Source organism: Bacillus cereus group sp. BfR-BA-01430 (assembly GCF_022663115.1).
Classification (GTDB): Bacteria; Bacillota; Bacilli; order Bacillales; family Bacillaceae_G; genus Bacillus_A; species Bacillus_A cereus_BD.
In genome coordinates this window covers 470,616-488,417 of record NZ_JAKUEW010000001.1, presented here as the reverse complement: position 1 = coordinate 488,417, position 17,802 = coordinate 470,616, and the positions used below count along the sequence as shown (strand labels likewise).

Below are 17,802 nucleotides of genomic sequence, written 5' to 3'. Positions count from 1 at the left end.
TCCCACTTACTTTTTCGCTTCTGCTTTTTTTCCAAACTCTTTTTCCCAGCGCTCTAAGATTTTATCTCGATTTTCAGCAGCCCATTTAAAATCATTATCTTTATATAACTTATCGGTTACATCTTTTGGAAAACCGTCTGGAAGTTTATAATCATTTTGAATTGTTGCAAATCCATTTTTCTCAAAATATAATTTCATAACATCATCTGTAATGGCCCAGTCTAAAAAGGCTTTTGCAAGCTTTTCATTTTTAGCATCCGCTTTCTTAATGAGTGCATTTGCTTCTACTTCCCATCCCAGCCCTTCTTTTGGAAGAACGACTTCAATCGGAGCACCTTTTTGTTTCTCCTTTAAACCGCTATAAATCATGGATATACCGACAGGATGCTCTCCAGCACCTGCTAATTTTGCCGGTTTTGAACCAGAATGCGTATAAGCTGCTATATTCTCATGAAGTTTCTTCATGTAATCCCATCCCTTATCTTCACCCATGATTTGCAACCATGCAGACACTGTTAAAAATCCTGTGCCTGAAGAAGCTGGGTGCGGCATAACAAGCGTTCCCTTATATTCTGGTTTTGTTAAATCTTCGTATGATGTTGGCATCGGTAAATTTTTCTTTTTCAATTCCTCTTTATTCACCGCAATGCCTGTCATAAAAGCTGTATTTCCAACCCATTTTTCCGGTTTCTTATCATCTTTAAATTGAGGAAGAACACGATCTACACCTTTTGGAGAATACTCTTTTAACATTTCTTTCTTATCTAAAGCAAGAAGACTAGACACTGCCGTTCCCCATACAACATCCGCATTTGTATTTTTTCCTTCTGCTAACAATTTCGCTGTAATAACTCCTGTTGAATCACGAACGATATTTAATTTCACATCCGGATATTTCTTTTTAAAAGAATCAAGATAAATTGGTACAAGTTCTTCTTCAATTGCTGTATAAACAGTTAATGTCCCAGACAATTTATCATCCTTTGCTTTCGCATCAGCGGTATCTTCTTTTTTTGCAGCCCCACATCCCATTAATAAAGAAAATGCCATCGCCGCTGTCGCAGCCTTAAAAAACATTTTTTTCACCGTTTCCCTCTCCTTTACCTTTTCTTATGTACAATTCAAATATAAACTACTAGTGTAAAAGCAGTATTAAACCAACATTAATCTTTTGTTTGTCGTGTCTATTTGTGCGATACGTTGCTACTTCAATGTTCTTCCGGACTTTTTCGTCAATTTAAAACATTAAATTTACAAATAATTAAAAAAATATTTAAAATCCCACAAAAAAATGAGACATTTGTAAAAAATGTCCCAATAGCATTTGTAAAAGAGCCCGCTCACGGCAGGCTCTTAAAAGTCCAATGTATAAGCGCTATTAATCAGCATAGGATAAACCTCCACGAATTAAAGTTTCGCTTTATTTTTGCTTCCCTTTTTTTGAATTACGATTCGCGTATTTCGCTGGATTTTCATTTTCATATTCTAATGCAAACTCTGCATCAGGCAAACTTTCTTTTGGTGTTTTATTATGATTGACTGCTGCATGTTGTTTTACTTTTCGCTTTACCATACATTTTAACCTCCTTATGACAAGTCTTTACTTTAATAGATTAAGGAGACTGCTTCATTTTATAACTGGAAAGTGTTAACATGTAAAAAATATTATACTCGCGGAAATACTATATATGATTGCGCTCATTATAAAAAAAGGAAGGATTACTTTGAAGAAAGCATCAAAAATTCAATCACCTATTTTAGACGAAACACTTCCGCATCAAATCAACTTTCCTTCCTATAAAGGAAGCGGAAAAAAGATGCAAGAGCCTTTTACTAATCAATATGATGTTGTCATTGGAGACAGTCAATACAATTCACCAAACAGCCCTCTTAATCAATGGAGCGATGACATTGACCCTGCTATTATGTCCGGTGAAGAATGGATCCACCCAACGAATGACATCGGATGGATTTCAGAAGAAAACCAAAAGTTATTAAAAAATAAAAGCAAAAAAACAGAAGATATATTTATGCATCCGCAATTTGGGATTCATGATTAAAAAAACCATTCTGCCTCTTCAGGTAGAATGGTTTCAAGTTATCCAATGATAATTCGTTCTTTCGGGTATTTATAGCGTGGCGGCTGTTCTCTTCCACCGCTTGCTAAAATAAAGGTTAAAATCCCTACACGTCCAATAAACATAAGAACGATTAGGACCAGTTTGCCAACAGTTGTTAAATCTGACGTAATACCGGTCGATAAGCCGGTCGTTCCGAAGGCTGAGCAAACTTCAACAATTAAATTCATAAGTGGTGCTGTTTCTGTAATAGATAAAATAAATAATGCTGAGGCACATAATAAAATGCCCATCGTCATCACAACAGATGCTTTTAAAATATCTTCCTCATGTAATTGGCGTTTAAAAATACGCACCGTTCTTCCACCTTTTGCAAATGAATATAAAGAAAGAATGTTAACTGCAAAAGTTGTTGTCCGTATTCCCCCTCCAACTGAACTTGGCGAAGCACCGATAAACATTAACACGCTCATAAATAGTAGCGTTGGTTGTGATAAGTCTCTTATATCCATTGTCGCTAATCCACCGCTTCTTGTCGTTACAGATTGAAACAATGCATAAAACAATGTTTCATGCCATGACTTTCCAGTAAAAAATCGACCTTGCTCTAATAAAATAATGACAATGGTACCAACAACAATAAGCGCAAAAAATGTCGCAGTCGTTAATTTTGTAAATAATGAAAAGCGAAACAATTGATGTTTCCTCTTACTTATGTACTGCTTTATTTCCATTAATACCGGAAAACCGATTGCTCCTAAAATAATCAATAGCATATGAATAATTTGTACAATATAGTCCTTTTGATAAGGGATGAGCGATTGACCTGTTAAATCAAATCCACCATTTGTTGTCGCACTAATCGCGGCAAAAAAACCATGAAAATAGGCTTCTTGCCATGTTGAAAAATAATTTAAAAACCTTGTTCCTAAAAGAAGTGCTCCGACGATTTCTATTGAAATAATGACAATTAAAATAGATCGCATCAATTCAACAAGGCCAGATAAATTTCCTTGGTTATGGTCAGCCATAATTAATCGTCTACGTTGTAAACCAATTTTTTTACCTGTTAAAATCCAAAGAAACGTTCCAAGTGCCATAATTCCTAAACCGCCTAGTTGTAAAACGAGCGCTAAAACAATAATACCCGCAGTATTAAATGTATCGGGAATTGAAACAACTGAAAGCCCTGTAACACTTACAGCACTAACCGATGTAAACAACGCATCTATAAACGTCCACTTTACACCTGGTTTAATAACAAAGGGCATACTTAAGAGAATTACCGAGACAATGACTGCTATAAAATAAAAGAAAACGATAAGCTGCACTGGTCGTAATTTTTGTAAAAATTTCTTTATACCTTTCATTCCATCACTTCGCTACCTTTTTTCCATCAATTAAATAAAGAAAAATTATTTTTCTCTCCCTGTTTATTCCTCATATACGCAGTACATCCCTACTGCACCGCAACTAACAATAAACACATCACATATCATATCATTTTCCAATAGCGAATAACAAGGCATACTCTTTCCTTTCCCCCGAAACAAATTCTTAATTTTGTCGTTTTTTGATTATACTTCTACATTCATTTTTCTCCTTTTATCTCGCTATTTTAAGGTAGTAAAGCTCTTATAGTAAAAGCAAAGCATCACATGCGAATGTAAAAACTTCACTGTTCATCATGTCACAAAAAAATCCAGCTAGCTGCCGTTAGCTGGATTTTTTCACTTTATTGAGAGCGCTCTTCAAGCCACTCCCCAATGGTTGGATATGTTTGTTTTACAGCTGTTCCACCATATACGATAGACATATGTCCTGTCGGCAAGCAAACATATTGTTTATCCACACTAGAAATGTGTTCTAACAATGCTTCTACTTGACAGGGTAAAGCAATGTGATCACGTTTTGCAGAAATGTTTAATACATTTGCCTTAATGTTTTTTAAATCCACTTTTTGTCCTCGAATAACAAGTTCACCTTTTACTAGTTTATTATTTTGGTAAAAGTCACGAATCCATTGTCTATACGCTTCTCCTGGGAATGGAATTCCATCTCCAACCCATTTTTGAACTAATTTCCAGCTTGTTACAAACTTTTCGTTTTCGGATCGATCAAGTAACGCTACATACGGACCTACAAAGTTTGTAACTGGTTTTAACATTTTATTTCCGAAATCAATCATCTCTGGAGGTATATTTCCAAATGTATCAACAGCTTTATCTAAGTTAAAATATTTTTCATCTAATAAAGGACCATATAATCCTGTATTAGAAAAATCAAACGGACTTGTCATAAAAATTAAATTCCGAATCGGCATGTGTGGATGAAGCGCTGCATAAATAGAAGTTAACGTTCCTCCCATGCAATAACCTAATAATGAAATCTCGTCCGATTTTGCAGTTCGCATTACCTTTTTCACTGCTTTTGCAATATAGTCGAATACGAAATCATCAAATTTCAAATGACGATCCTCTAAGCCAAATGTTCCCCAGTCTAACATATACACGTCAAAACCGCGATCTACTAAAGATTCTACCAAGCTGTTTCCAGGTGTTAAATCCATAATATACGGCTTATTTATTAGAGCATATATTAATAAAATAGGAACTGGATGTGTCGTTTCCTGCTTTGGAATATAACGATATAATTTCGTTTTGTTCTTTGTCCAAATGACCTCTTTCGGCGTTAAACCAACTTGCGGTTCTGGTTCGCGCAATAAAACCTCATTTGCTCTCTTCAAACGACGATATGCATTTCGATACTCTTCTGGGTATAATTCCAATTGTTTTTCCCATTCAGTTACGAATGTAGTCATTTTTCTATCTCCCTTTTCGATTAATTTCCTTCTTCAAAAAAGAAGTGCACTCCTGCTATGGATATGCACTTTTTTCTCGCTTCATTACATATATAATCCGCCGTTAATATTTAATTGCTGCCCTGTAATATATGCTCCATCTCGGCACAGATACACAACGCCTTTTGCAATTTCATCCGCTTGTCCAAATCGTTTCTTTGGAATCTTTGCAACGATTTGCTCACGAACATTTTCCGGTACTTCTGCAACCATCTCCGTATCAATAAAGCCTGGGCAGATTGCATTTACTGTTACATTTGTTTTCGCAAGCTCTAATGCTAACGATTTTGTAAATCCTAGCATACCCGCTTTTGCAGCTGAGTAGTTCGTTTGACCGAATCCGCCTGCTTGTCCAATAATAGAAGAAATACTAATAATTCTTCCACCTTCAGACTCAGTTATGTAAGGAAGCGCTGCACTTGTTGTGTTAAATACACTACTTAAGTTCACATCAATGACGCGCTCCCAATCTTCACGATTTAACTTTTTAAACGTACGATCTCTTGTAATACCAGCATTATTAACTAAAATATCTACTTTACCAAAGTGATTCACAGTTTCATCTACAAGGCACTTCGCATCTTCTAACTTTGAAACATCAGCTTGAACTGCATGTACATCATGTCCCTCTGCTTTTAGCTCATTTGCAAGATTTTCAGCTGCTTCTTTACTGCTATTGTAATTAATAACAACCTTTACTCCTTCTTTTGCTAAAGCCACCGTAATTGCTTTCCCAATTCCTTTTGCTCCACCTGTTACAATTGCAACTTTTCCATTTAATTGAGTCATTTCTTTTCCCCCTTTAATGAATTGTGAACAATAGTTAATAACTTCTTGTTACTTGTCTAAAAAACCCATATATAATATGTTTTCGCCGTTTACACAATCTCAAGAAGGTTCTCCCTGCCTTTTTTGAAACTGATAAACAAGGCACCTATTCCTTATTTTTTATTTTCTGGTTTCACTGGTGCTTTTGTCTCTTCCTTCACAGGTTCTTGTAATTTTGCTAATGTTTCATTTTGTTTTTCTAACAATTCTAAAATTTGATCAACTTTATTTTCTAAAGTTCGAATATCTTGTTTCACTTTTGTCACATCACGTTTTAGCGTAGGAGATTGGCCTAAAGTTTCTGCTTTTTCCTCTAAAATTTCCTCAATGTTATCAACCTTATTTTCTAAGTTAATAACAAGTGTCGCTACCCTAGCAATGTCTTCTTGAGTCGGTATGTTTACTTTTTCTAAATAGCCCTTCGTTACATCATTTAACATTTTCTGATAAAACAAGTTCAAATCTAGAACGCTTCCCATCCAAGCAGAATACTCTTCTGTTTTGATTGTTTCATTTAATGCTTTTCCCCAAAACGTTTCTGTTTTTTCATAAACCTCTTTCCATGTTTGCAGTGGGTCAAATTTTTGATCAATCACTTCTCCTACACTCCTTTATTCGTTTTTGAAACAATTCAACCTATTCATTATTTTCTGATATTCTGAAAAAAACTTCAAGTCTGTATTTTAATTTTTTATTCCAATAAATGTATTGACATGAGAAACAGATAGGTGTAAATTGCACTTATAAGCAAAAAATTCCATCTAACTGATTCATGAGGTGATGTACAATCATGCTACATAATGAACCAGACCAACAAGAAAGTATTGAAAAAATCTCAGCCAAACAACCAAGCTCCATGCCAAAAAACTTCTTAGTTCCCTTCTTACTTCTCTGTCTGAAAGACTGGAGTCTTCACGGTTACAAACTCATTCAAATGTTAATGGACATCGGCTTTTCTTCTATCGATCAAGGTAATGTGTATCGAACATTACGCAAATTAGAAAAAGAAAATCTTATTTCTTCAACTTGGGATACAAGTGAAGGAGGGCCAGCAAAACGTATCTACTCTTTAACGGAATATGGAGAGCAATATTTAGCAACATGCGCGACCTCTTTTGAACATTACCAAAATATGTTGCGAACATTTTTCACTTTATACACCAATGCATTCTTTCCGTTTTCTACTTCTCCAGACAAGGATGAAAAAAATTCTTCATCTTCACCTGGTGGTACAGCAGAATAATCTGCGTTCACAATATGCAAAAAAACATTTGGAGGTCAAACTATGGAAACTAAACCATACGAACTTATCGATGCATTTTGGAAAAATTGGTCACATTCGCTTTCCCTTTTTTCTTCAGCGGGAAAACAATTAGAACAACTTACGTTAGAAACATTAAAACAACAACAAGACGCTTTGCATAAACTAACAGCAGGAGTTGACGAACTAGAAAAGGAACTTCAACAATTCACTGCTCAATTAAACAGCCAATATACAGAATATGTGAAACAACTTACAGGCAATTCTCTAAATGATCAAATTCATGAATGGCAAGAAAAATGGAATGAACTCTCTAACCACATTCATCAACTTACTGTTTCTCCTACAAAAACATCACTGTCTATTCTTACGCAAACAAGCGGTCAATTCGAAGAAACAACAAAACAATTTATTGAGCAACAACAACTTCAACGCGAGGAACTTCAAACACAACTAGATGATTTTTTGACAGAGTTCAAGTCTACACAACTGGAACTTGTAAAAAAGTTCGAGGAAAATTCAAAAAATCTATTTACTTCCATCAAGTAAGAAAAATGTGGCAGCTTACTGCTAAACAAACAAAACTCTTTCTTCCTCCCATTACATCTAGATGGCTTACATTTTTCGATATGGAAAAGAAGGAGGATTACATGAATCTATTTCAAGAAGCGCAATCTGTTCAAGAGCTTCAGTACGATGAGATTCAAGTTGGCGACCAAGCTTCATTAACAAAAACCATTACAAATGAAGATATTCTTGCTTTTGCAAAACTAACTGGGGACGTAAACCCAATTCATATTCTAGATTCCTTTGCAAAAACAACAATCTTCAAAGAGCGTATTGCACATGGAATGCTTGTTTCAGGTTTTATTTCTACTGTTCTCGGTACGCAATTGCCAGGTAAAAATACCATCTATTTATCACAAAATGTTTCCTTTCGTGCACCTGTAAAAATTGGTGATACATTACGCGTTATAGTAGAAGTGATAAAAAAACGTGATGATAAAAAAATCATTACATTGCAAACAAATATATATAACCAATCAAATGTTATTGTTGTCGAAGGTACCGCAACGACACTCAAAAAGGAGTAGCAAATGAGCTACTCCTTTTGTATATCCAAGAACTACTAATCCCTCCGATTACTTCCGCGTATGACTGGCGCTATAACACATACAATAACGATACCAGTTACCAAACTGGATTATAGACAAGGATGTGTGTATAAATGGTAAAAACAAATAAATTACTTGTTCCTGGTGCTGAACAAGCGCTGGAACAATTCAAATACGAAATTGCGCAAGAGTTCGGCGTAAACTTAGGATCGAATACAGCTGCTCGTGCGAATGGATCTGTCGGTGGCGAAGTAACAAAACGTCTTGTTTCTTTAGCACAACAACAATTGCGTGGATAATTTTATACCGTTTGGATTTAGAAGGCAGAAATTCTGCCTTCTTTCTTTTAGACATACCTTATATTTCTTCTTCACATACTACAAAGAGCACACTGAAAGGACAGATAGATTACATGAAACGAATCAATATGAAAATGAGCCCACCTCGTGTACTCATTTTATCTTTTATGATGCTCTCCATTACTGGAACATGCTTATTAAAACTCCCCATTTCAACGACAACTTCTATTTCATGGCTAGATGCTTTATTTACAACTGTTTCTGCCTGTACCGTTACTGGACTAGGTGTTGTTGATACAGGAAAAGTATTCACTACATTTGGACAATGTGTCATTTTATTTCTCATTCAAATCGGCGGACTAGGTATTATGAGCTTTGCCGTATTCATTGCGATTATGTTAGGAAGAAAAATTGGACTTCAAAACCGAATATTACTCCAACAAGCATTAAATCAAACAAATATTGGTGGTGTAATCCGCCTTGTCAAATCTTTGTTTATATTTTCGTTTACAGTTGAGTGTATTGCAGCTCTTTTTCTTTCGTTCGAATGGATTCCTAAATATGGTTCGACGAAAGGATTCTATTATAGTTTATTTCACTCCATTTCTGCATTTAATAATGCCGGTTTTTCCATCTGGAGTGACAATTTAATGTCTCAATCTCACAGTATTCTTGTTAATGTTGTTATTTCGTCTTTAATTATTTTAGGAGGGATTGGTTTTACAGTCATCGTGGATATAAAACGAAAAAAGAGTTTTAAAACACTGACTTTACATTCTAAACTTATGCTCTCTTCTACCCTTATAATCAATATTGTTGCAACACTTTTAATTTTTATATTTGAATTTCATAATTCTATCTCCATGAAAGGATTCACACCATTTGAAGAAGCATTAGCTGCCTACTTTCAAGCCGTTTCAACACGTACTGCTGGTTTTAATACAGTTGATATTGCACAGCTCTCCAAACCCTCTCTTTTGCTTATGATGCTACTTATGTTTATCGGGGCTGGTAGTGCATCTACAGGAGGTGGTATTAAATTAACAACCTTTTTAATTATGGTATTCGGTGTATTTAAGTTTCTTCAAGAACAAGATGATATTGTTATTTTTAAAAAGTCGATAAAAGATACCCTTATCGTTAAATCTTTAACCATTACTGTCATATCCATTTCATTTATTTTCTTTTCCATACTTATTTTAAGCATTACTGAACAAGCTCCTCTTTTCATGAGTGCATTCGAAGTTTTTTCGGCATTTGGAACCGTTGGATTAAGTATGGGACTTACACCGCAGTTAACTCTCATTGGAAAATGTATTATTATATTTATGATGTTCTTTGGAAAGATGGGGCCACTAACGCTAGCCTTTTCCTTTGCACGTAAAAAGCGAAAAAAAATAAAATATCCAAACGAAGATATTTTAACAGGTTGACAACCAATTCCATCACTCATATAATATAACTACAATAACATATCTCCAAAGGGGAGTAGCGTCCAAGAAATAATTCTTGGAAACAAAGTCGTCATTACGTAGAACTTAGTTCTTCCGGCTTTGTTGGCATTTTCATTACATATGTCTAGCAAGACCTTTGCCTATCAACGGCAGAGGTCTTTTTTGCATTCTTTTCTAGATTCTTCTACCGCTGATAGGTAGGAGTATGGGGAAACTAAACAGTGGGGATTTTCGTCACTCGTTTAGGATTTATACAAATGAGAGGAGAATGTGTATGGATGTATCATTACTTTTGGAGTACGGTTGGGTATTACTTATTTTAATTGCATTAGAAGGAATTTTAGCAGCAGATAATGCACTTGTTCTTGCTATTATGGTAAAACATTTACCCGAAGAAAAACGAAAAAAAGCATTGTTTTATGGGTTAGCTGGTGCTTTCGTATTTCGCTTTGGATCACTGTTTATCATTTCTTTCTTAGTCGATGTATGGCAAGTGCAGGCGCTAGGTGCGATTTATTTAATGTTTATTGCAGGTAACCATTTGTTCAAAACTTATATGAGAAAGAATACAAATGAAGAAACGAAGCAGAAAGAAGCAGACACAAAGAAAAAACAAGAAAACTTTTGGTGGACGGTATTTAAAGTCGAAGTTGCTGATATAGCATTTGCAGTTGATTCTATTTTAGCTGCTGTTGCATTGGCAATGACTTTACCAAAAACAGGATTAGGTACTATTGGTAGCCTCGATACAGGTCAATTCCTTGTTATTTTTGCAGGCGGTATAATCGGTTTAATCATTATGCGATTTGCTGCATCTGCTTTCGTACACTTATTAAAACGGAAACCAGGACTAGAAACAGCTGCCTTCTTGATTGTAGGTTGGGTTGGGGTAAAACTTGCTGTTTACACATTAGCTCATCCAGCTTTAGGGGTTATCCCTCATTCATTCCCTGAATCTGCTCCATGGAAAATTGGATTCTGGATTGTACTAGTTGGAATTGCAGCTGGTGGTTGGTTCTTCTCAAAAGATACAAAAACAAATACTATGCAAAAGAATTTTGATGAAAAAGCGTTGTAATTACAGCGCTTTTTTCTTTTATTACATAAACTCACTCATCCTTCCTACTTTTTCAAATAAGTTGAAACTGTAATCAATGACAATTGTCTCTATCCTCAACTGATTATGAGCCCTCACTATTCATCTGAATGTTCGCAAATAGCAAATAAATGACATCTTAATCCCTCTACTTTTTGTTTTCATATGTGTCCCTTTTGTGAAACGTTTCACAATTTTATTGAAAATGAAATCGAATCCATGTACTTTAGTCATATAAAGAGTATTTACACAAAGGAGCGCAATTATTATGCTAGAACACGGATTGACTTACGTTGTAAAACTTGCTCAGAAAAAAAAAGAAATGCTAGACAAAAATTTAATGCAATATTTCATTCGTGCTGCACTTGCTGGCATTTATATCGGCTTTATTATTGTACTATGTTTTAAATTAGGTAATTTCTTCAATATAGAAAATTCTCCAGCAACTTATTTAGCTGCTTCTATGTTTTTCGGTATTGCACTCGTATTAATCATATACGGTGGGGCTGAATTATTTACAGGAAATACAATGTATTTTACAGTCTCTACTTTAAGAAACAAAACAACTATTTCCGATACATTCCGTAACTGGATTACTTGTTATGTAGGCAATTTAGCAGGAGCATTATTTTTTGCATTATTATTTTATGCAACTGGAATTTTTGAAACAATCGATCATGAACATTTGATGAATAAAGTTGTGGAAATCAAAATGGGAACACCTACAATCCAACTTTTCTTTAAAGCTATTTTATGTAATTGGCTTGTCTGTTTAGCTTGCTTTCTTCCGTCTCAAGTGAAAGGTGATACAGCGAAAATTCTTGTGATGATGTTCCTTGTTTTTACTTTTTTCTTGTCCGGTTATGAGCATAGCATTGCAAACTTATCATTATTTGCCCTATCTTTACTATCGCCACACCCTGATACAATTAGTTTTGCTGGTGCTATTCACAATTTAATTCCCGTCACAATCGGGAACATTATTGGCGGATCCGTCTTTGTAGGGATGGTATATCATTATTTAACAAAAGAAACAACAAATGCTGGTGAAGTCGCTCCTCAAGAGGAAATCATTCCTTTGCAAGCTCATATGAAACATGAATGAAAGGAACTACCCAAAAAGCTCCTTTCATTGACTAAATCCCGTGGAGAAAAAGTATTTTCTCTATGGGATTTATTATTTTTTTAATTTCCTTCCTCAAACAATCTGTTTTTTTCGCCAGTTTAAGGAAGTTGTAGGCTATAGTAATTTTGTAAACCATTGGGTAATATCGTCATCTAATTTTATTTTCTTGCACTAATAGTAAAATACCTCATGCTGTTATGGGTTTTGATACAGAAACTAAGTTAAAACGTTGATTGTATTGCATGGGAGCATGTGTTTGAATAGAAGCTTCTCCATAGGCACCTTGTAATAGAATTTTTTTATCTTGTGCAAGCAATATCATGCCATTAAACGTATTTTCAACCTGTTTTTCACCTTATTCCAATCCATCCTAATCAATTTTCTCCTCAGAAATTTAGTGTGAGCGCAAACAATTGAGATACATGATCGATTTGTGAAATTTTTTATAAATTGACTTGTTCTCATTTAACGTATGGCATCACTTACTAGCATTCTTCAAATAATTCGTTACAAATTTACGCTTATACAATCCATTCTACCGTAAAAAAATATGCCACTAACTGAAATATTATTTGCAGAAAAGAAATATTGAAAAGAGGGATAAAGTGAAACTTTAATCCGTGGGGGTCTTCTTCATCCCCCACGGATTATGAGCCCTCACCAATCGGGCTGTTACGTGCAGCCCTACTATCTTCCTTGCTTTTCTCTGCATCTTGAGGTGGGAGTCTTACTGCCCTAATATAGCGGGATAAAAATTGATTTTGAAGTTATTTTACGTTTTCTTTTAAAACTTATCTCATTTGTCCCCATTGTTTTATAGAGTTCAATTTTTCTTAGCTTAATAGCGATGTGCCCCCCTATTCCCAAAATTGCATAGCGACATAACAGATTGTTCCAAGTGCAATAAAAGGGCCAAACGGCAAGGGATCTCTTATATTCATTCGCTTAAATAGGAAACAAATCCCTAAAAAGAAAAGACTGGAGCAAGAAGCAATACAAAGCGTAATTAAAATCCCTTTTATTCCTAGCACAAATCCAAGTAGAGATAACAATTTCACATCGCCACCTCCGAGACCGTTTGGGTGTATCTTTCGGAGCACATACAATATACAAAATATAATGCCTCCACCAAGCACACTATCAAACCAAAAAATAAACGGGCTTACCATATATTCGAGGAGAAAAATACAACTAAAACTAAGTAATATGGCATTGGGGATCATCATATAAAAAAGATCCGTAAGTGTAATCATAACGAGTAAAGAAAAAAGTGTCCAAATGACAATTAATTCTTGTCCCACTCCCACCATACATACTGAAATAAGAAATAAACTTCCCGTTATCAATTCCACTATCGGATAAGTATAAGATATTTTCCTTTTACAATGTGTACAACGACCTTTTTGCATATAGAATGACAAAATAGGAATCAGTTCTTTAGGCCGTAATCTATGCTGGCAATGAGGGCAATATGAGCGCGGAGTAATAATAGATTCTCCCCTTGGTACACGAAGAGCCACAACAATGTAAAAGGATCCGAGCACGATTCCTGTTACAAATACATATATATATAAGAGCACTACTTCCTCCCCCTTTCTCCCCAAAATATACCAAAGAGAGCACAATCTTGCTAATGACCGTTTTTTTAATTTCACTAAAAAAAGCAGGCTATTTATCGCCTGCTTTTCTTCATTTTATACTACAAAATAGTATGCTTTTAATGGTCCGTGTACACCAACAACAAGATTCATTTCAATATCAGCTGAGTTACTTGGACCTGTAATAAAGTTAATACAAGATGCTACCGCTTCTCCCTTTTCAACACGTGCATTCATATCACGAACTGCTTGTGTAATACGAGGTACAATTGTTTCACGCGGAATAATCGAAAAGTATATAGTTGGTAAGAAGTGTAAAGAACGACCTTGTCCTTTACGACTTTGAACAACGATCGTACCAGATTCCGCTAATGTATAATCACTGAATGCAATTCCAATGTTTGCTTTTTCAGCGAAACGAATATTTTCGTCCTTTCCCTCCGGATCCCAAATATTCACATCAACATTTTGGCTTGGAAGCTCTTCTTTAAACAAAGATGTTAAACCGTACTTTTCAAAACGTTCATCATCAGATACTAAAATAGGTCCTCCACCATTTTCAGCAATCATTTTTTGAATCGCTTCTTTTAACTCATCTTTTGTTGTTTCAATTACAGTTGTATGAATGTTTTCACATTGTTTTTTAAATACTTCTAATAATTCTTCCTCTGAATAATCTTTTAATGTTTCAAGATTTACATTGTTTTTCCATGCCGGGCGCTGCACTCCTTCTGTCTTACGTGCACGTCCAAGTTCTTTTGCAATGTTATCTAAAAAAGAATCACGATTTTGAATTGTTCCTGCCATCACTTGTCCCCGCCTTTCTTATGATCTTTATACCAATCGCGGAACCTTTCTTTACTTGGAGCTGGGAACTCACGGATTTCCGTCCAATTTTTTAGTGGTCCTACTCCTTTTGTAACACGGTTACCGGATGTAAATGGGCTTAATGCAGCTGGTGCCATTTTTGATCCCATTTTGTATAAAGCGGCTGAAGAAGCACCCATACTAAACATCTTCATTGCTAATTTTTCTGCAAGTGGTGCACGTCCTTCTTTCTCAACAATAACTTGACGATGTTTCAATAGTAAATCATGTAATGGAATTTTTACTGGACATGCTTCTGTACAAGCTCCGCACAGACTAGATGCATATGGAAGTTCTTTATAATCGTCATATCCACCTAAAAGTGGAGATAAAACAGCTCCAATTGGGCCTGGGTAAATAGAACCGTAAGAATGTCCACCAACGTGACGATATACAGGGCACACATTAATACATGCTGCACAACGAATACATTGCAGTACTTGGCGGAATTCAGATCCTAAAATTTCAGAACGTCCATTATCTACAATCACTAAGTGGAATTCTTCAGGTCCATCTATTTCTTCTTCTTGAATTGGACCAGCTACTGTTACATAACTTGTTAGTTTTTGTCCTACTGCACTACGGCATAGTAAACCAACTAAAACATCAAGCTCTTCCATAGTTGGAACCATACGCTCCATACCCATTACCGCAATTTGTGTTTTCGGAATAGACATAACAAGGTCTGCGTTCCCCTCATTTGTTACTAAGCAAAGAGACCCTGTATTTGCAACCGCAAAGTTACAACCTGTTACCCCAATTTCAGCATCCATAAATTTTTTACGAAGATGCTTACGAACAAATTTTGTCATTTCATATGGATCATCAGAGTTTTCATATCCTAATTTTTCTTTAAAGACATCACGAATTTGTGTTTTATTTTTATGAAGTGCTGGTGCAACAATGTGAGATGGCGGATCATTGTCCACTTGTAAAATATATTCTCCTAAGTCACTCTCAACAACTTCGCAACCGATTTCTTCAAGTGCGTGGTTCATGCTAATTTCTTCGGTTACCATTGATTTTGATTTCACAACTTTTTTCGCATTTTTCTTTTTCGCTATTTCTTGAATATAGTTAGCTGCTTCTTCTTTTGTTTTCGCAAAGAAAACATTTCCGCCTCGTTTTGATACATTTTCACTCAGTTGCATTAAATAATAATCAAGATTTTCTAAAGTGTGTTGGCGAATTTGTTCACCAAGTTCACGCCACTCTTCCCAATTTCCTAATTCATCTGCTGCTTTTAGACGATTCGTATGTAAACGCGTCTGTGCAGAAGTTACTGCACCGCGCATAAATGAATCTTGAATTCCGTCACCAACGCGATCATTAAATTTTTTCTCACTGATTTTCATAGACATAGCTTATGTTCCCCCTTTATGAGCGACTATTCAGTACCTCAGCAATATGCATGACTCTTACTTTTTTCCCTAAACGCTCGATACGTCCGCCAATGTTTAACAAGCACCCACAATCTGCACCAATTAAGTAATCTGCGCCTGTTTCCATCACGCTATCTACTTTCTCATCTACCATTTGCTCAGAAATTGGTGTCATCTTAACTGAGAACGTTCCCCCAAAACCACAACAATTTTGCACGTTTGGTAGTTCTTTTACAGTTAATCCTTTTACATTAGATAGTAGAATTCCTGGTGCTTCTTTTACTCCAAGCATACGTGTCATATGACAAGATTTATGAACAGTTGCTGTTCCTTTTAAACTAGCTCCAACATCTGTAACTTTTAACACATCTACAATAAATTGTGTTAATTCATATGTTTTGTCTGCTACTTTTTGTGCACGCGCTGCCCACTTTGGATCGTCTTTAAAAACGTGTGGATACTCGTGAAACATTGTCGCACAAGATCCAGAAGGTGTAACAATATATTCTGCATCTTCGAAAGTTTCAATCATGTGCTTCATCGCTTCTTTTGCTGCTTCTACGTGCCCGCTATTATAAGCTGGTTGCCCACAACAAACTTGCGCTTCTGGGAATTCAATTTCACAACCTAAACGCTCCAACACTTCAACTGTTGCTTTACCGACATTTGTTTCAAACATATCGACTAAGCAAGTAACAAATAAAGTAACTTTCATAATTTTAATTCCCCCTCATTACAATCTAGCTCACAATCATATGGTCATCAGATGACTGAAAAAGAAGAAGTAGGCTCAACCAACGCCCAAATCTCCCTTTCTAAAAAAACGCTCAGTTAATCTTTCTCTATTTGATGAAACAGTAACTGTTTGAAAGACCAAATCACGAATTTATATCTTTTTACCTGTGACAATATGCTCTACATTCGTTAAATGATTTAGCATTGCTTGTTGTGCAGAGTCTATATCCTGCCCCAATACTGCCTCATAAATCGCTTGATGCTCTTCTAAAAGTCGTTCTGCTGTCGTTTGTTCACCATATAAAATAATGCGCCTTGACTCACCAATCGTTTCAGCAATCATTTCTGAAACATGATTCATAAGCTCAAGTAAGATCTTATTATGTGAAGCTTCTGCAATTGCCATATGAAAATGAAAATCTGCTTTTTCACCAGCTTTTTCATCTCCAATACCTTTTTCCATTTCATCTAACCAATGCCTCATATTTTGCAAATTATCTTCCGTGCGCTTTGTTGCTGCTGCTCGAACTGCCCCCACTTCAAGCACTTTTCGCACTTCTAATAAATTCAAAATATCTTCCTTCTTCATTAATAACGTATGATTTAACGATTTTGTTAATGAAGAAGAATCAAAGTTCTTCACATATGTTCCTTCTCCTTGTTTCATTTCAATTAGGCCCATCGCTCTAAGCGCGCTTAACGCTTCGCGAACCGCAGATCTGCCCACTTGAAACTGCTCCGCTAATTGATGTACAGGAAGAAGTTTGTCTCCAGGTTTTAACGTACCATTTTTAATCATTGTTAAAATGGCTTCAGATACCTCTTCGTAAATTTTTTTTGGTTTAATAGATTTGTATTCCAGTGAAATCACCTCAGTATCATCCAAACAACAATTAAAACGATTTATAAGAATTAAGCATCATACCTATTTTAGAACGAATTGGCAAGAAGTACAAATGTTTTGTTCATAAAATCGTCAATTTTTCACTATATAGAGGAAGAAAATTGATAATTCTTCCATTTCTCTTCCTTTTCTCTGCATACTATATTATTTTTATCCTCTATTTCCATAAAAACCCTACCATTCTATCTTGCACTACCCT

At 35.5% G+C, this 17,802-nt stretch carries 19 protein-coding genes, 1 pseudogene and 1 riboswitch; of the genes and pseudogenes, 8 read left to right on the top strand and 12 right to left on the bottom strand.

Features of this window, described 5'->3' with window-relative positions; all coding sequences use genetic code 11:
• Positions 1–6 precede the first annotated feature (6 nt).
• A complete protein-coding gene (locus tag MR058_RS02505) occupies positions 7–1,086 on the bottom strand; it encodes a putative 2-aminoethylphosphonate ABC transporter substrate-binding protein (RefSeq protein WP_396021410.1) in 1,080 nt (359 codons plus the stop codon).
• A gap of 334 nt (positions 1,087–1,420) precedes the next feature.
• Complete coding sequence (locus MR058_RS02500; protein WP_011984126.1) at positions 1,421–1,573, bottom strand: hypothetical protein; 153 nt, start codon at positions 1,571–1,573, stop codon at positions 1,421–1,423.
• A 151-nt stretch (positions 1,574–1,724) separates the two neighbouring features.
• On the opposite strand from MR058_RS02500, the gene MR058_RS02495 reads away from it, so the two are divergent.
• The gene (locus MR058_RS02495) at positions 1,725–2,060 is read left to right on the top strand and encodes a DUF3905 domain-containing protein (RefSeq protein ID WP_242142492.1); all 336 of its coding nucleotides are present in this window, start codon (positions 1,725–1,727) and stop codon (positions 2,058–2,060) included.
• Between the two features lie 38 nt (positions 2,061–2,098).
• Here MR058_RS02495 and MR058_RS02490 read toward each other — a convergent pair whose 3' ends face one another.
• From MR058_RS02490 to phaR, 4 genes are all read right to left on the bottom strand, one after another.
• Positions 2,099–3,448, bottom strand: a complete 1,350-nt coding sequence (locus tag MR058_RS02490) for a TrkH family potassium uptake protein (RefSeq protein ID WP_242142491.1) — start codon at positions 3,446–3,448, stop codon at positions 2,099–2,101.
• Positions 3,449–3,813: 365 nt separating this feature from the next.
• Complete coding sequence (phaC, locus tag MR058_RS02485; protein WP_242142490.1) at positions 3,814–4,899, bottom strand: class III poly(R)-hydroxyalkanoic acid synthase subunit PhaC; 1,086 nt, start codon at positions 4,897–4,899, stop codon at positions 3,814–3,816.
• A gap of 84 nt (positions 4,900–4,983) precedes the next feature.
• Complete coding sequence (locus MR058_RS02480) at positions 4,984–5,727, bottom strand: acetoacetyl-CoA reductase (protein ID WP_242142489.1); 744 nt, start codon at positions 5,725–5,727, stop codon at positions 4,984–4,986.
• A gap of 152 nt (positions 5,728–5,879) precedes the next feature.
• Complete coding sequence (gene phaR / locus MR058_RS02475; protein WP_242142488.1) at positions 5,880–6,362, bottom strand: polyhydroxyalkanoic acid synthase subunit PhaR; 483 nt, start codon at positions 6,360–6,362, stop codon at positions 5,880–5,882.
• 194 nt (positions 6,363–6,556) lie between these two features.
• Between phaR and phaQ the strand changes: the two genes are divergently transcribed.
• The 7 genes from phaQ (at position 6,557) to MR058_RS02440 (ending at position 12,096) form a co-directional block, all read left to right on the top strand.
• Positions 6,557–7,009, top strand: a complete 453-nt coding sequence (gene phaQ, locus MR058_RS02470) for a poly-beta-hydroxybutyrate-responsive repressor (RefSeq protein WP_242142487.1) — start codon at positions 6,557–6,559, stop codon at positions 7,007–7,009.
• Positions 7,010–7,051: 42 nt separating this feature from the next.
• Positions 7,052–7,576: a polyhydroxyalkanoic acid inclusion protein PhaP gene (gene phaP, locus MR058_RS02465; protein WP_242142486.1), complete on the top strand. Its 525-nt coding sequence runs from the start codon at positions 7,052–7,054 to the stop codon at positions 7,574–7,576.
• Positions 7,577–7,677: 101 nt separating this feature from the next.
• Positions 7,678–8,121, top strand: a complete 444-nt coding sequence (locus MR058_RS02460) for a MaoC family dehydratase (protein WP_242142485.1) — start codon at positions 7,678–7,680, stop codon at positions 8,119–8,121.
• A 134-nt stretch (positions 8,122–8,255) separates the two neighbouring features.
• Entirely contained in the window at positions 8,256–8,441 is a 186-nt protein-coding gene (locus MR058_RS02455; RefSeq protein WP_242142484.1) for an alpha/beta-type small acid-soluble spore protein, read from the top strand.
• A 113-nt stretch (positions 8,442–8,554) separates the two neighbouring features.
• A complete protein-coding gene (locus MR058_RS02450) occupies positions 8,555–9,874 on the top strand; it encodes a TrkH family potassium uptake protein (protein ID WP_242142483.1) in 1,320 nt (439 codons plus the stop codon).
• A 38-nt stretch (positions 9,875–9,912) separates the two neighbouring features.
• Positions 9,913–10,087, top strand: a riboswitch (yybP-ykoY riboswitch).
• An 82-nt stretch (positions 10,088–10,169) separates the two neighbouring features.
• The gene (locus MR058_RS02445; protein WP_242142482.1) at positions 10,170–10,973 is read left to right on the top strand and encodes a TerC family protein; all 804 of its coding nucleotides are present in this window, start codon (positions 10,170–10,172) and stop codon (positions 10,971–10,973) included.
• Positions 10,974–11,259: 286 nt separating this feature from the next.
• Complete coding sequence (locus MR058_RS02440) at positions 11,260–12,096, top strand: formate/nitrite transporter family protein (protein ID WP_242142481.1); 837 nt, start codon at positions 11,260–11,262, stop codon at positions 12,094–12,096.
• Positions 12,097–12,304: 208 nt separating this feature from the next.
• On the opposite strand, the gene MR058_RS02435 is transcribed toward MR058_RS02440, so the two are convergent.
• From MR058_RS02435 to MR058_RS02410, 6 genes and pseudogenes are all read right to left on the bottom strand, one after another.
• A complete protein-coding gene (locus MR058_RS02435) occupies positions 12,305–12,439 on the bottom strand; it encodes a serine hydrolase (RefSeq protein ID WP_242142480.1) in 135 nt (44 codons plus the stop codon).
• A 535-nt stretch (positions 12,440–12,974) separates the two neighbouring features.
• A complete protein-coding gene (locus MR058_RS02430; protein WP_242142479.1) occupies positions 12,975–13,697 on the bottom strand; it encodes a prepilin peptidase in 723 nt (240 codons plus the stop codon).
• A gap of 114 nt (positions 13,698–13,811) precedes the next feature.
• Positions 13,812–14,522, bottom strand: coding sequence for a LutC/YkgG family protein (locus tag MR058_RS02425; RefSeq protein WP_242142478.1), 711 nt, complete (start codon positions 14,520–14,522; stop codon positions 13,812–13,814).
• Positions 14,522–15,943 (bottom strand): LutB/LldF family L-lactate oxidation iron-sulfur protein, encoded by a 1,422-nt coding sequence (locus tag MR058_RS02420; protein WP_242142477.1) that lies wholly within the window; start codon positions 15,941–15,943, stop codon positions 14,522–14,524. Before MR058_RS02420 ends, MR058_RS02425 begins: the two co-directional genes overlap by 1 nt.
• 16 nt (positions 15,944–15,959) lie before the next feature.
• The gene (locus MR058_RS02415; RefSeq protein WP_242142476.1) at positions 15,960–16,679 is read right to left on the bottom strand and encodes a (Fe-S)-binding protein; all 720 of its coding nucleotides are present in this window, start codon (positions 16,677–16,679) and stop codon (positions 15,960–15,962) included.
• Between the two features lie 163 nt (positions 16,680–16,842).
• Positions 16,843–17,498, bottom strand: a pseudogene (locus MR058_RS02410) (FadR/GntR family transcriptional regulator).
• Positions 17,499–17,802: the final 304 nt, after the last annotated feature.